The sequence below is a fragment of the Bradyrhizobium sp. LA6.1 genome (assembly GCF_040547805.1).
GTDB classification, from domain to species: Bacteria; Pseudomonadota; Alphaproteobacteria; order Rhizobiales; family Xanthobacteraceae; genus Bradyrhizobium; species Bradyrhizobium barranii.
Genome location: NZ_JBEPQK010000014.1, coordinates 154618 through 167476, shown reverse-complemented (window position 1 = coordinate 167476; position 12859 = coordinate 154618). Strand labels below are relative to the sequence as shown.

General features: G+C 65.2%; 13 protein-coding genes. 8 read left to right on the top strand and 5 right to left on the bottom strand.

What is annotated here, in order from left to right; genetic code table 11:
* The first annotated feature begins 86 nt into the window (after positions 1–86).
* Complete coding sequence (locus ABIB99_RS29840) at positions 87–614, top strand: GNAT family N-acetyltransferase (protein ID WP_063980408.1); 528 nt, start codon at positions 87–89, stop codon at positions 612–614.
* A gap of 148 nt (positions 615–762) precedes the next feature.
* Here the strand turns inward: ABIB99_RS29840 and ABIB99_RS29835 are convergent, their stop codons facing one another.
* The 3 genes from ABIB99_RS29835 to acnA form a co-directional block, all read right to left on the bottom strand.
* Complete coding sequence (locus ABIB99_RS29835) at positions 763–1134, bottom strand: DUF2794 domain-containing protein (RefSeq protein WP_063980407.1); 372 nt, start codon at positions 1132–1134, stop codon at positions 763–765.
* A 575-nt stretch (positions 1135–1709) separates the two neighbouring features.
* Positions 1710–2486: a DUF1223 domain-containing protein gene (locus ABIB99_RS29830; RefSeq protein WP_135215832.1), complete on the bottom strand. Its 777-nt coding sequence runs from the start codon at positions 2484–2486 to the stop codon at positions 1710–1712.
* Between the two features lie 217 nt (positions 2487–2703).
* Entirely contained in the window at positions 2704–5424 is a 2721-nt protein-coding gene (gene acnA / locus ABIB99_RS29825; RefSeq protein ID WP_063980406.1) for an aconitate hydratase AcnA, read from the bottom strand.
* Between the two features lie 243 nt (positions 5425–5667).
* Between acnA and ccmA the strand changes: the two genes are divergently transcribed.
* From ccmA to ABIB99_RS29800, 5 genes are all read left to right on the top strand, one after another.
* Positions 5668–6270: a heme ABC exporter ATP-binding protein CcmA gene (ccmA, locus tag ABIB99_RS29820; RefSeq protein ID WP_354179016.1), complete on the top strand. Its 603-nt coding sequence runs from the start codon at positions 5668–5670 to the stop codon at positions 6268–6270.
* Positions 6271–6604: 334 nt separating this feature from the next.
* On the top strand, positions 6605–7273 hold the full coding sequence (gene ccmB / locus ABIB99_RS29815; protein WP_028150494.1) for a heme exporter protein CcmB: 669 nt from the start codon (positions 6605–6607) through the stop codon (positions 7271–7273).
* A 91-nt stretch (positions 7274–7364) separates the two neighbouring features.
* On the top strand, positions 7365–8096 hold the full coding sequence (locus tag ABIB99_RS29810) for a heme ABC transporter permease (RefSeq protein ID WP_354178925.1): 732 nt from the start codon (positions 7365–7367) through the stop codon (positions 8094–8096).
* On the top strand, positions 8093–8278 hold the full coding sequence (ccmD, locus tag ABIB99_RS29805; RefSeq protein ID WP_354178923.1) for a heme exporter protein CcmD: 186 nt from the start codon (positions 8093–8095) through the stop codon (positions 8276–8278). The genes ABIB99_RS29810 and ccmD overlap by 4 nt, the downstream gene beginning before the upstream one ends.
* A 10-nt stretch (positions 8279–8288) precedes the next feature.
* Complete coding sequence (locus ABIB99_RS29800; RefSeq protein ID WP_282524166.1) at positions 8289–8882, top strand: DsbE family thiol:disulfide interchange protein; 594 nt, start codon at positions 8289–8291, stop codon at positions 8880–8882.
* Between the two features lie 196 nt (positions 8883–9078).
* On the opposite strand, the gene ABIB99_RS29795 is transcribed toward ABIB99_RS29800, so the two are convergent.
* Positions 9079–9681: a septation protein A gene (locus ABIB99_RS29795; RefSeq protein ID WP_071908654.1), complete on the bottom strand. Its 603-nt coding sequence runs from the start codon at positions 9679–9681 to the stop codon at positions 9079–9081.
* A 2-nt stretch (positions 9682–9683) separates the two neighbouring features.
* The gene (gene ftsY, locus ABIB99_RS29790; protein WP_071908655.1) at positions 9684–10631 is read right to left on the bottom strand and encodes a signal recognition particle-docking protein FtsY; all 948 of its coding nucleotides are present in this window, start codon (positions 10629–10631) and stop codon (positions 9684–9686) included.
* A gap of 60 nt (positions 10632–10691) precedes the next feature.
* On the opposite strand from ftsY, the gene ABIB99_RS29785 reads away from it, so the two are divergent.
* Positions 10692–11393, top strand: a complete 702-nt coding sequence (locus tag ABIB99_RS29785) for an RluA family pseudouridine synthase (RefSeq protein WP_354179014.1) — start codon at positions 10692–10694, stop codon at positions 11391–11393.
* A 252-nt stretch (positions 11394–11645) separates the two neighbouring features.
* Positions 11646–12755 carry a DUF2336 domain-containing protein gene (locus ABIB99_RS29780; protein WP_354178920.1) on the top strand — a complete coding sequence of 370 codons (1110 nt, stop codon included), beginning with the start codon at positions 11646–11648 and terminating at the stop codon, positions 12753–12755.
* Positions 12756–12859 lie beyond the last annotated feature (104 nt).

Genomic DNA, 12859 nt, shown 5'->3' with positions numbered 1-12859 from the left:
GAGGGCTGCTGCGCTGGCAATGACGGAGCATGGGGAAGCGGCGTTGCCCCTTCCAGTGACCGCGGGAAGGCTCTAATCTCGCCGCCATGTCCGCACCTGAGATCAGGCCCGCCATTGAGGCCGACCTTCCCGCCATCACCGCCATCTACAAGCAGGCCGTCCGCGAGGGCACCGCGACATTCGAGCTGGCGCCGCCGGATCTGGCCGAGATGACGCGCCGCTACCGCGCGCTGATCGACGGCGGCTATCCCTATTTCGTCGCCATCCTCGATCGTAGCGTCGCCGGCTATGCCTATGCCGGCGCCTACCGACCGCGGCCGGCCTACCGCTTCACGGTCGAGAACTCGATCTATCTCGATCCCGCGTTCCACCGCCGCGGCATCGGCTCATTGCTGCTGGACCGGCTGATCGCTGAATGCGAGGCGCGCGGCTTCCGCCAGATGATCGCGGTGATCGGCGATTCCGCCAATGCCGGCTCGATCGGCGTGCACACGCGCGGCGGTTTCAAGATGATCGGCACGCATCCCAATGTTGGCCTGAAATTCGGCCGCTGGCTCGACACGGTGATGATGCAGCGGGATCTGGGCGAGGGCGCGAGTACGGTGCCGAAATAACCTCGGTCTCGTAGGGTGGGCAAAGCGACTTGTCCGCCGTAGCTCGGAGAGCGAAGGCGGAAGCGTGCCCAGCATGCCCGGTGATTGAGGAAAGATGGTGGGCACGGCGCGGTGCGCCTTTGCCCACCCTACGGCACCGTCCGTAAGGCTAAACCACCGCCAATTTTCGATCGATCACCAGCAGCACGCGCTCGAGCTCGTGGCCGCGGCGCAGGATCAGGCCGGTCGCCGAGATCACGCTGTACATGCCCTGCTTGCGCGCCAGCCGCGGGTCCTTCTCGATCCGATAGATCGGCACCTCCGAGGCGCGGCGGAAGACCGAGAACACCGCGCGGTCCTTCAGGAAGTCGATGGCATAGTCGCGCCACTCGCCGTCGGCGACCATGCGGCCGTACAGGTTGAGGATGCGGTTCAGTTCCAGCCGGTTGAATGTCACCCGGTTGGGTTGGGCATTCGCAGCGGTGGGGCGCGCCACGGCGCGCTGCTCGCTCGGATCGGCATCCTCCGGCGTCAGACTCATCGAGCGCCTCCTCATCTCGCGGCATGATCGCATCCGCGAAGGACCGTCCCCGGAACCGCGGATCATGACAATTGCATGATCGCGCCAACTGTTCCCCGCCGCAAGGGGCTCTTCACTCAACTGATTGAATCGGGTGCGAATCGGAGCACACGCAGGAGTGGAATTCTGTCGCGGCAAACCGTCACGGGATCGTTAGAAGGAATCTTGATATCGCCGCTTTTCCGCCAAGCGCCTGCCGCCCTGCATTGCGAAAAGACCTGTGTGCGTTGACCCGGTCCTTTCGGTTCCGGATTCCTCAGCCCCCAGCCCCCCGGGGCCGTCAGGATCGGGTCTGTACGCGCGACAAGGAGGGCCAACGCAAGTTGGTCCTTTTTGGTTTGTGCCGAGATGTTTCCGGCACGACCAACTTCTCTCTGATTAACGCGAAGACAACTCTCACCCCTCATCCTGGGGAGCCGCGAAGCGGTGACTGCATGGTTCTCGCGGCGACGCGTAGCATCGTCCGCCTCGCGCGCAAGGGCGCTCCTCACCATGAGGCGTGAGAGCGAGTACGACGCTGGCGAGAGAAATCTGATCTAGTGCAGCGACGTGTAGGCTGCGCCGAGCATCGCACCCGGCTTCTCACGGCTGCCGTCCTGGACATAGACCACAGCGCCGTCGACGCCGTCGCGCGTGAGATTTTCCAACGGCACCGTCCAGCTTTCCGGACGCCCGTTCCAGTCGCCGACCTTGAGCAGGTTGCGCACGACGTTGTGATAGGTGATCTGCTGTCCGCGATTTTCGCCGCGGCTGATTGCGATCGGCACCGATTTCGTGATCGAGCAGATCCAGACCTCACCGTGCGAGACCGCCGACTCCTTGCTCGCCGCCACCGACACGTTGATCTGCTTGCCTGCAAGCGACATCGTCACCGGCACGCTCATTACGCCTGCGCCGTTGTCGGTCTTGCCGATCGCGCTCTCGATGCCGGCGCGATCGCTGCCGATGACATGCGTCGAACCGTTGACCACGACTTGCGGCGTATAGACCTCGCGGTCGCCGCGCATGCGCGAATAGGCGCGCTGCCGCGCCGAGAAGCGCGAATCCGCAAGCGTGTCCTTCCAGCCGAGATAATCCCAATAGTCGATCGGCATGCTCAGCGCGATGATCGACGGGTCGTTGGAGAGATCGCCGATGACCTGGTCGGCGGGCGGGCAGGAGGAGCAGCCCTGCGATGTGAAGAGCTCGACTACGGCGCGAGGATCAGCCTCGGCGGGACGGATGACGGCGACGATGGCGCAGATACCAAGTGCTCCCGACCAGAGTGCACCGGACCAGCGCGAAACCAGATTAGAAGCCATCATTGCAGTCATTTTGAACGTCACACCTCGCACGCGTGGGGGAAGATCCTATCGCCTGATGGTCACCGTAGTCTTACGGGCATCGTACATTCAACCGTCCAGGGCGAGGTTTTCCGCCGGGCGGGACCATCGGACGCGTGTTCTAACGCACGAAGGCGGCCTTGTGATAGGCCGCCCTCGTTTAACCTTCTACTCACGTCGCGGTGAGCCACCGTTCACAAATTCGCGCTTAGGCCGCGAGCTTGCGCAACACGTAGTGCAGAATGCCGCCGTTCCGGTAGTAATCGAGCTCGTCCAGCGTATCGATGCGGCAAAGCAGCGAAACCCGCTGCAACGAACCGTCGCCGGAGACGATCTCCGCGGTCAGCTTCTGACGCGGCTTCAGGTCGCCGACCAGGCCGCGCAGCGTGACCTTCTCGTCGCCCTTCAGGCCGAGCGACGACCAGGAGGTGCCCTCTTCGAAGGTCAGCGGCAGCACGCCCATGCCGACCAGGTTGGAGCGGTGGATACGCTCGAAGCTCTGGCAGATCACGGCGCGGACGCCGAGCAGGCGCGTGCCCTTCGCAGCCCAGTCGCGCGAGGAACCGTTGCCGTATTCGGCACCGGCGAACACCACCAGCGGCACCTGCTCCTGCTGGTACTTCATCGCGGCGTCGTAGATCGACATCTGCTCGCCGTCGGGCCAGTGCTTGGTGAGACCGCCTTCCGGGATATTTCCGTCAGCGCCCTTCAGCATGAAGTTCTTGATGCGGATGTTGGCGAAGGTGCCGCGCATCATCACTTCATGGTTCCCGCGACGCGTGCCGTACTGGTTGAAGTCGGCCGGACGCACCTGGTGTTCGCTGAGATATTTGCCGGCGGGCGAGGTGAGCTTGATCGAACCGGCCGGCGAGATGTGGTCGGTGGTGATCTTGTCGCCGAACATGGCGAGGATGCGCGCCTCGATGATGTCGGTGACCGGCTCCGGCTCCTTCTTCATGCCGTCGAAATAGGGCGGGTTCTGCACATAGGTCGAGCTCATGTTCCAGCGATAGGTCTCGCTCTCGACCGTCTTGATCTTGCGCCAGTTGGTGTCGCCCTTGAACACGTCGGCATACTTCTTCTTGAAGATCGACGCGGTCACGAACTTCTTCATGAAGGCGTTGATCTCCTTCGTCGTCGGCCAGATGTCCTTGAGGTACACCGGCTTGCCGTCCTTGCCTTCACCGAGCGGCTCGACGGCGAGGTTCTTGGTGACGCTGCCCGCGAGCGCGTGGGCGACGACCAGCGGCGGCGAAGCGAGATAGTTTGCCTGCACGTCCGGCGAGACGCGGCCTTCGAAGTTGCGGTTGCCGGAGAGCACGGCGGCCGCGACGATGCCGTTGTCGTTGATCGACTTCGAGATCTCCTCGGGCAGCGGACCGGAATTGCCGATGCAGGTGGTGCAGCCGAAGCCGACCAGGTTGAAGCCGACCTTGTCGAGATCGGCCTGCAGACCTGAATCGGCGAGATAGGCCGCGACCACCTGGCTGCCCGGGGCGAGCGACGTCTTCACCCACGGTTTTGCCTTGAGGCCCTTCGCGGCAGCGTTACGGGCAAGCAGGCCGGCGCCGATCAAGACGCTCGGATTCGAGGTGTTGGTGCAGGAGGTGATGGCGGCGATCACGACGTCGCCATGACCGATCTCGAAGTTCTTGCCGTCGACGGCAAAGCGCTTCCCGGGCTCGTCGGTCTTCTTGTACTCGGTGCCGAGCGCGAGCGAAAAGCCTTCGGCGACCGACGGCAGCGCGATGCGGCCTTCGGGACGCTTCGGACCGGCCATCGAGGGAACGACGTCGCCGAGGTCGAGGGTCAGCGTTTCCGTGAACACCGGATCGGCCGACTTGGCGGTGCGGAACAGGCCCTGCGCCTTGGCATAGGCCTGCACCAGCGCGACGCGCGCCGGAGCGCGGCCGGAGGTCTTGAGGTAATCGAGCGCAGCAGCGTCGACCGGGAAGAAGCCGCAGGTCGCGCCATATTCCGGCGCCATGTTGGCGATGGTCGCCTTGTCGGCGACGGACAGGTGATCAAGGCCGGGGCCGAAGAACTCGACGAACTTGCCAACCACGCCGAGCTTGCGCAGCATCTGCGTCACGGTCAGCACGAGGTCGGTCGCGGTGACGCCTTCCTTCATCGCGCCCTTCAGCTTGAAGCCGACGACGGTGGGCAGCAGCATCGACAGCGGCTGACCGAGCATGCAGGCTTCCGCCTCGATGCCGCCGACGCCCCAGCCGAGCACGGCGAGACCGTTGACCATGGTGGTGTGGGAGTCGGTGCCGACCAGCGAGTCGGGATAGGCGACCTCGAAGGTGCCGGTCTTCTTGCCGACCGTCATCTTCTCCTTCTTGGTCCAGACCGTCTGGGAAAGATATTCGAGATTGACCTGATGGCAAATGCCGGTGCCGGGCGGCACGACGGAGAAGTTCGAGAACGCCTTCTGGCCCCACTTCAGGAACTCGTAGCGTTCCTGGTTCTGCTTGTATTCCTCGGTGACGTTCTTGCCGAAGGCCTTGTTGTCGCCGAAGAAGTTAACGATCACGGAGTGGTCGATGACGAGGTCGACCGGAACCAGCGGGTTGATCTTCTCGGCATCGCCGCCGAGCTTCTGCATCGCGTTGCGCATCGCGGCGAGATCGACCACGGCCGGCACGCCGGTGAAATCCTGCATCAGCACGCGGGCCGGGCGGAATGCGATCTCATGCTCCAGCGACTTCTTGCGCAGCCACTTCGACACCGCCACGATGTCTTCCTTCTTGACCGTGCGGCCGTCCTCGTTGCGCAGGAGGTTCTCGAGCAGAACCTTCATCGAATAGGGGAGTTTCGAAATTCCCTTGAGACCATTCTTCTCGGCCGTGGGCAGGCTGTAATAGACATAGGTCTTGGCGCCGACCTTGAGGGTCTTTTTGCATTTGAAGCTGTCGAGCGAGGTCATGTAGGAAATCCCAATTGTTAGTTATACCCGGCAAGGGGTATTTTAACACCGTCAGCGAGTCCGGCTGGGTCGCTTGCAGGGGCAGGTTGAGTTGCTGCATCAAGTAGTTCCGGGCTTATAGAAGCTTTCTAACCGCGCCGCCACAGCCACAATCGTGCCGCAGCAATCCGCGAGCCAAAAATTCCCATGCGCTACCCCAAGATTTCCTGAGGCCAGGCTTTGAGCGGATTGAACCAAGGCAAGATGCAGCTATCCGGACGCGGGGTTGTCTGCGTGCGCGGCGGCCGCGAGGTGTTTTCCGGGCTCGATTTCGAGGCGGTCTCGGGCGAGGCCGTGGCAGTCGTGGGCCGCAACGGCTCGGGCAAGACCTCGCTGCTGAGGCTGATCGCGGGCCTGCTGATTCCGGCCGGCGGGACAATCGCGCTCGACGGCGGCGATGCCGAGCTGACGCTGCCGGAGCAGTGCCACTATCTCGGCCATCGCGACGCCCTGAAGCCGGCGCTGAGCGTGGCGGAAAACCTGTCATTCTGGGCTGATTTTCTGGGCGGCGAGCGCAGTGATGCGGCCAAGAGCCTCGCCATCGTCGGGCTCGATCACGCCACCCAATTGCCGGCCGCCTTCCTGTCCGCCGGCCAGCGCCGCCGCCTGTCGCTGGCCCGGCTGCTGACGGTGCGCCGCCCGGTCTGGCTACTGGACGAGCCGACCACGGCGCTGGACGTGGCCGGCCAGGGCATGTTCGAGGGCCTGATGCGGGAGCATCTCGGCCGAGGCGGCCTGATCATCGCGGCGACGCATGCGCCGCTGGGCATCGATTCGCGGGAGCTGAGGATTGGGGAAATGGCATGATTCCGACGGACCCTCAGCTTTCTAAGCGGCTGGGCTCCGCCCTCTCCGTTCCCTCCCCCCTCTTGTCCGCCGAAGCCTTGGCGAAGGCGGATGCGGGGGAGGGTCAGGGAGAGGGGTGCCACGGGCGACAATCTCTCGGTTCAAGCGCTGGAAAAGTGGGTGATCTGTTGCCGGCAGCTCATCCCCAACAACCATTCCTCCCGCGGCTACCCCTCTCCCCCGCCCTCCCCCGCATCCGCCTTCGCCAAGGCTTCGGCGGACAAGAGGGGGGAGGGAGCGCAGCTCGCCCGGGGCAACCGGCGGGGGTCGTCTCCTCACCCATGGGAGCCGTGGCATGACCGCCCTGTCCGCCCTCATCCGCCGGGATATCCGGATCGCGCTCCGCGTCGGCGGTGGGGCATTGATCGGCGTGCTGTTCTTCCTGACCGTCGTCGTCCTGATGCCGTTCGCGGTGGGGCCGGATCTGGCGCTGCTGTCGCGGCTCGGGCCGGCGATCCTGTGGCTAGGCGCGCTGCTGGCGAGCCTGCTCACCCTGGACCGGCTGTTCATGGCCGACCACGAGGACGGCTCGCTCGACCTGATCACGATGAGCCGGACGCCGCTGGAACTCGCCTGCGCCGCCAAGGCGCTGGCGCATTGGCTGGCGGCGGGCCTGCCACTGATTGTCGCAACCCCGGTGCTCGGCCTGCTGCTCAACCTCGACATGGTCGCGACCGGGGCGGTGGCGCTGACGCTCCTGGCCGGTACGCCGGCGCTGACCTTCACCGGCATGATCGGCGCGGCGCTGGCGGTGACGCTGCACCGGGGCGGACTGTTGATGGCCGTGCTGGTGCTGCCGCTGTCGATCCCGGTGCTGATTTTCGGCGTCGCGGCCTCGCAGGCCGTGATCGTCGGTCCTATGACGTTCGGCGCGCCGTTCTCGATCCTGTGCGCGCTGTCGCTGGTCAGCCTCGTCATCGGCCCTTTCGCGGCGGCGGCGAGCCTGCGCCATGGTCTCGATTGAAATGGGCCGAATTGCCCTTGACCCCGATCAACTTTCGCTGCGCGCTTTTATGCTGATTGCGTGAGTGCTGACCTGTGATTATCAGAATACCATGACGCTGATCGATCTCGCCAATCCGACACGGTTCCTCGCGCTGACGGCGCGGGTGCTGCCGTGGCTTGTGGCCGCGACCGTCATCCTGCTCACCATCGGCCTCTACCAGTCCGCTCTCGCGCCCGACGACTACCAGCAGGGCGCGACGGTGAAGATCATGTTCATCCACGTGCCCAACGCCTGGCTGTCGATGTTCGTCTGGGGCGTGATGAGCATCGCCTCATTGGGCACGCTGGTGTGGCGGCATCCGCTCGCCGACGTCGCCGCCAAGGCCGCCGCGCCGATCGGCGCCGCCTTCACCTTCCTCGCGCTGCTCACGGGATCGCTGTGGGGCCGGCCGATGTGGGGCACCTATTGGGAATGGGACGCGCGGCTGACCTCGGTGCTGATTCTCTTCCTGATGTATCTCGGCCTGATGGCGCTGTGGCGCGCGGTCGAGGATCCCTCGCGCGCGGCGCGCGCCGCCGCCGTGCTGACGCTGGTCGGCGCGATCAACCTGCCCATCATCAAATTCTCGGTCGATTGGTGGAACACGCTGCACCAGCCGGCGTCGGTGATGCGCATGGGCGGCTCGACGCTCGACAAATCGTTCCTGATCCCGCTGCTGCTGATGGCCATCGCGTTCACGCTGCTGTTCGTCACGTTGCATATCGCGGCGATGCGCAATGAGATCCTGCGCCGCCGCGTCCGCTCCTTGCAGATGATGCAAGCGAGCCAGAAGGCCGCATGACGATGTCACTTGGTCCCTACGCGTCCTTCATCGTGACGTCCTATGCCGCGGCCGCGCTCGTCATCGTGATCCTGATCGGCTGGATCGTGCTCGACTATCGCAGCCAGACCGAGCGCCTGCGCGAGCTCGACCGCAGCGGCGTCACGCGCCGCTCCGGACGCAGCGCAACGGACACGCCATGAGAGATCAATCATGAGCGATCAACCGACTTCCGCTCCGCCGCAGCGCCGCACCTTCCTGATGGTGCTGCCGCTGATCGCCTTCATCGCCCTGGCGCTGCTGTTCTGGTTCCGGCTCGGCAGCGGCGATCCCTCGCGGATTCCGTCCGCGCTGATCGGCCGGCCGGCGCCGCAGACCGCGCTGCCGCCGCTCGAGGGATTGCAGGCCGACAATTCGCAGGTGCCGGGCCTCGATCCCGCCGCGTTCAAGGGCAAGGTCAGCCTCGTCAATGTCTGGGCGTCCTGGTGCGTGCCCTGCCATGACGAGGCGCCGCTCCTGACCGAGCTCGCCAAGGACAAGCGCTTCCAGCTCGTCGGCATCAACTACAAGGACGCGGCCGACAACGCGCGCCGTTTCCTCGGCCGCTACGGCAACCCGTTCGGCCGCGTCGGCGTGGATGCCAACGGCCGCGCCTCGATCGAATGGGGCGTCTATGGCGTGCCGGAAACGTTCGTGGTCGGGCGCGAAGGCACCATCGTCTACAAGCTGGTGGGACCGATCACGCCGGACAATCTGCGGACGGTGCTGCTCCCGCAGATGGAGAAGGCGTTGAAGGCGGGGAGCTGAGCTCCGCTCTCGCGCGAGCGCAGGGGCCAGCACCACGCACCGCTGTCATGCCCCGGCTTGACCGGGGCATCCAGTACGCCGCGGCCTCACCGTATCTCACGACTGTCTCTGGAATACTGGATCGCCCGGTCAAGCCGGGCGATGACAGTTGAGTGTATGGCCGCATTTCAGCTCGCAATGACGAGCTGAGAGACCGTCACCTTTTCCTTACATCCCCCGCCTCGGCCTCGCTCGCCTCCAGCGACGCCGGCTCGATCCCGTAGCGCTTGGTCAGCGGCATCTGGGCGATGGCGAAGATCATCGTGATCGGGGTGACGCCGAACACCTTGAAGTTCACCCAGAAGTCCGTGCTCTGGGTGCGCCAGACGATCTCGTTCAGGATGGCCATGCCGGCGAAGAACAGCGCCCAGCGCAGCGTGAGGATGCGCCAGCCCTGCGGGGTCAGGTTGAACATCTGGTCGAACATCACGGCGATGAAGGAGCGGCCGAACAACAGCCCGCCGCCGAGGATCGCCGCGAACAGGCCGTAGATGATGGTCGGCTTGACCTTGATGAAGGTCTCGTCGTGCAGCACCAGCGTCAGCGTGCCGAACACCAGCACGATCACGCCTGTCACGATCGCCATGATCGGGATGTGGCGCGTCACCACATAGGACGCGATCATCGCCGCGACGATCGCGACCATGAAGGCGCCGGTCGCGGCGAACAGATTGAACTTCGCATTCACGAAGAAGAACACGAGCAGCGGACCGAGCTCGGTCGCGAGCTTGAACAGCGGATGCGGCTGGGTCTTGTCCATTCTCAGCTTTCGATTCCGGCGATCGCACGGGCGAAATCGCGCGCGGTGAACGGCGCGAGATCGTCGACGCCTTCGCCGACGCCGATGAAATGCACCGGCAGTTTGAATTTCTCCGCGAGCGCCACCAGAATGCCGCCGCGCGCGGTGCCGTCGAGCTTCGTCATCACGAGGCCGGTGACCCCCGCCGTGCGATGGAAGGCCTCGACCTGCGACAGCGCGTTCTGGCCGACCGTAGCATCAAGCACCAGCAAGACGGCATGCGGCGCAGTGTCGTCCACCTTGCGGATCACGCGCACGACCTTTTCGAGCTCGTTCATCAGCTCGGCCTTGTTCTGCAGGCGGCCGGCGGTGTCGATCAGGAGCACGTCGATGGCCTGCTCCTTCGCTGCCGTCAGCGCGTTGAAGGCGAGGCTTGCCGAATCCGAGCCCTGGGTGCCAGCGATGACCGGCGTCCTGGTGCGCTCGCCCCAGACCTTGAGCTGCTCGATCGCGGCCGCGCGAAACGTGTCGCCGGCGGCCAGCATCACCTTGCGGCCCTCGGATGCGAATTTTTGCGAGAGCTTTCCGATGGTCGTGGTCTTGCCGGAGCCGTTGACGCCGACGACGAGAATGACGAACGGCTTCCTGCCCGCGTCGATCTCGAGCGGCTTTGCCACCGGCGCCAGCACCTTCTCGACCTCGGTGGCGACGACGTCCTTGACCTCGTCCGCCGAGATCGCCTTGTCGTAGCGGCCCGTGCCGACGGCGTCCGCGATCCGCACCGCGACCGACGTGCCGAGGTCGGCGCGCAGCAGCACGTCCTCGATGTCGTCGAGCATGGCGCGGTCGAGCTTGCGCTTGGTGACGAGGTCGGCGACCGCGGTCCCGAGCGAGGACGAGGTGCGCTTCAGCCCGTTGGACAGGCGGCGCCACCAGCTCAGCTTGGGGGGATCTGACGTGGTATCGTTCATGGTGGCGGTGTGTTAGCCGTTCCGGCTCCCAAACGAAAGTGTTGACCGAAAGTCTTGCAATTGCTCGATGTTCCCGAATTGACCGCCGACGAGATCCTGGCGCGCGTGCTCCATCGCGACGGGCTGATGCTGGTCATCGACAAGCCCGCCGGCCTGCCGGTGCACCGCGGCCCCAAGGGCGGGGCCAATCTGGAAACATCGTTCGAGGCGCTTCGTTTCGGCCTGCCGCGGCCGCCGGTGCTGGCCCACCGGCTGGACAAAGACACCTCCGGCTGCCTCGTGCTCGGCCGCCATCGCAAGGCGACCGCCTCGCTCGGCCTCCTCTTCAAGCACGGCAAGATCGGCAAGACCTACTGGACCGTGGTCGAGGGCGGCCCTGCCGAAGACGAAGGCACCATCGACATGCCGCTCGGCCGGCTCAATGCCGAGCGCGGCTGGTGGCAGAAACCCGATCCCGAGGGCCAGAAGGCGATCACCAACTGGAAAGTGATGGGCCGGGGCGACGGGCTGACCTGGCTCGCCATGGAACCGGTGACCGGCCGAACCCATCAATTGCGGGTGCATTCGGCCGCGACCGGCTGGCCGATTTTCGGCGATAACATTTACGGCAACGGCCCGCGCTTCGGCGAGCCGCGGCTGCACCTGCATTCCCGCGAGATCGTGGTGCCGATCTCCCGGAACAAGGAGCCGATCCGCGTGGTCGCGCCGGCCCCGCCCCACATGCACGACAAGCTCCGCGCCTGCGGGTGGAATGGGGAATGACGTTGCCAGACCCTCATGGTGAGGAGGCCGCGTAGCGGCCGTCTCGAACCATGAAGGCCCGACTGTCGCCCGCGGCCATCCTTCGAGACGCCCGCTTCGCGGGCTCCTCAGGATGAGGAGCAGTGGCCGGTCGGGGAGCAAAGCAGTGCTCGCCTTCCGCCCCGTGGTTTACGAAACGTTCAGTGCTCGTCTCTAATGATTGCGATTGCTTAGAACAAGCTTCCGTCATTCGCTCAGGACGAGCAACGCGTCATGTCCACGGCCGAGTTTTCGATCATCGATGAAGTCGAATCAGCGATTCGGCTCGGCTCGGCGGAAAAGGGCCTGGAAACGGCCCGCCGCGTCACCGACCTGTTTCTCTCCTCCGCCGGAAGTTTTGGCAACGAGCAGATCGCGCTGTTCGACGACGTGCTCGAGCGCCTGATCGGCACCATCGAGCTGCGCGCCATCGCCGACATGGGGGCACGCGTTGCGCTGGCCGAGATCAGCGCGCAGCTTGCGCCGATCGCGCAGGCGCCGCCCTCCGTGATCCGCCGCCTCGCCAATAATGACGAAATTCGCATCGCCGGCCCCGTGCTCCAGGAATCCGCGCGCCTCGACGATGGCGAGCTGGTGAAGATCGCCTCCAGCAAGGGCGAATCGCATCTGCTCGCGGTCGCCGGTCGCTGGTGGCTCAAGGAGATCGTCACCGACGCGCTGCTGGCGCGGCGCTATCCCAGCGTCAGCCGGCGGCTTGCCGCCAATCCCGGCGCGCGCGTTTCCGGAAACGGATTTGCCGTCATCGTCGGGCAGGCGGAGGCCGATCCCGAGCTCGCCGTGAGCGTCGGCGTCCGCGTCGACCTGCCGTCCGACTTGCGCCGCCGGTTGCTGCGCTCGGCCACGGATACCGTGCGGACCCGTCTGCTGTCGCGCGCACCGCCGCATCTGTTCGAGGAGATCCAGGGCGCGATCGCCGCCGTGACCGTCGGTGTCGAGCGCGAGATGTCGGCCGTCCGCGATTTCGAAGGCGCCAAGCGGGCCATCGCAAATCTCAAGGCGACGGGCCAGCTGACCGAGGCGACGCTGCTCGGCTTCGCCACGCAGCGGCGCTACGAGGAAACCGTGGCTGCATTAGCGGCCCTGTCCGGATCGACCGTCGAGGTGATTCGCCCGCTGATGCAGAGCCTGCGCGAGGACGGCTTGCTGGTGCCGTGCAAGGCGGCCCAGCTCAGCTGGGAAACCACAGCCGCCGTGCTCGAGAGTCGCTTTGCCACCGGCGCGATGAAACCCGCTGATATCGCGAGGGCGAAAAGCAATTACGCGCGAATGACGTCGGAGAACGCGCGGCGGACGCTGCGATTCTGGCAGGTGCGGGCGTTGTAGGCCTGCTGCTCATCACACACTCCGCTGTCATTGCCCGCGAAAGCGGGCAATCCAGTATTCCAGAGACGGCAGCGATAGAACCGAGGAGCCGCGGCGTACTGGGT

Coding starts and splice junctions, on each gene's coding strand:
- ABIB99_RS29835 (WP_063980407.1), bottom strand. CDS start 1,134: ATGAGTCTGACGCCGGAGGATGCCGATCCGAGCGAGCAGCGCGCCGTG.
- ABIB99_RS29800 (WP_282524166.1), top strand. CDS start 8,289: ATGAGCGATCAACCGACTTCCGCTCCGCCGCAGCGCCGCACCTTCCTG.
- ABIB99_RS29810 (WP_354178925.1), top strand. CDS start 7,365: ATGACGCTGATCGATCTCGCCAATCCGACACGGTTCCTCGCGCTGACG.
- ABIB99_RS29795 (WP_071908654.1), bottom strand. CDS start 9,681: ATGGACAAGACCCAGCCGCATCCGCTGTTCAAGCTCGCGACCGAGCTC.
- ccmA (WP_354179016.1), top strand. CDS start 5,668: ATGCAGCTATCCGGACGCGGGGTTGTCTGCGTGCGCGGCGGCCGCGAG.
- ccmB (WP_028150494.1), top strand. CDS start 6,605: ATGACCGCCCTGTCCGCCCTCATCCGCCGGGATATCCGGATCGCGCTC.
- ABIB99_RS29840 (WP_063980408.1), top strand. CDS start 87: ATGTCCGCACCTGAGATCAGGCCCGCCATTGAGGCCGACCTTCCCGCC.
- ABIB99_RS29780 (WP_354178920.1), top strand. CDS start 11,646: ATGTCCACGGCCGAGTTTTCGATCATCGATGAAGTCGAATCAGCGATT.
- ABIB99_RS29830 (WP_135215832.1), bottom strand. CDS start 2,486: ATGACTGCAATGATGGCTTCTAATCTGGTTTCGCGCTGGTCCGGTGCA.
- ftsY (WP_071908655.1), bottom strand. CDS start 10,631: ATGAACGATACCACGTCAGATCCCCCCAAGCTGAGCTGGTGGCGCCGC.
- ccmD (WP_354178923.1), top strand. CDS start 8,093: ATGACGATGTCACTTGGTCCCTACGCGTCCTTCATCGTGACGTCCTAT.
- acnA (WP_063980406.1), bottom strand. CDS start 5,424: ATGACCTCGCTCGACAGCTTCAAATGCAAAAAGACCCTCAAGGTCGGC.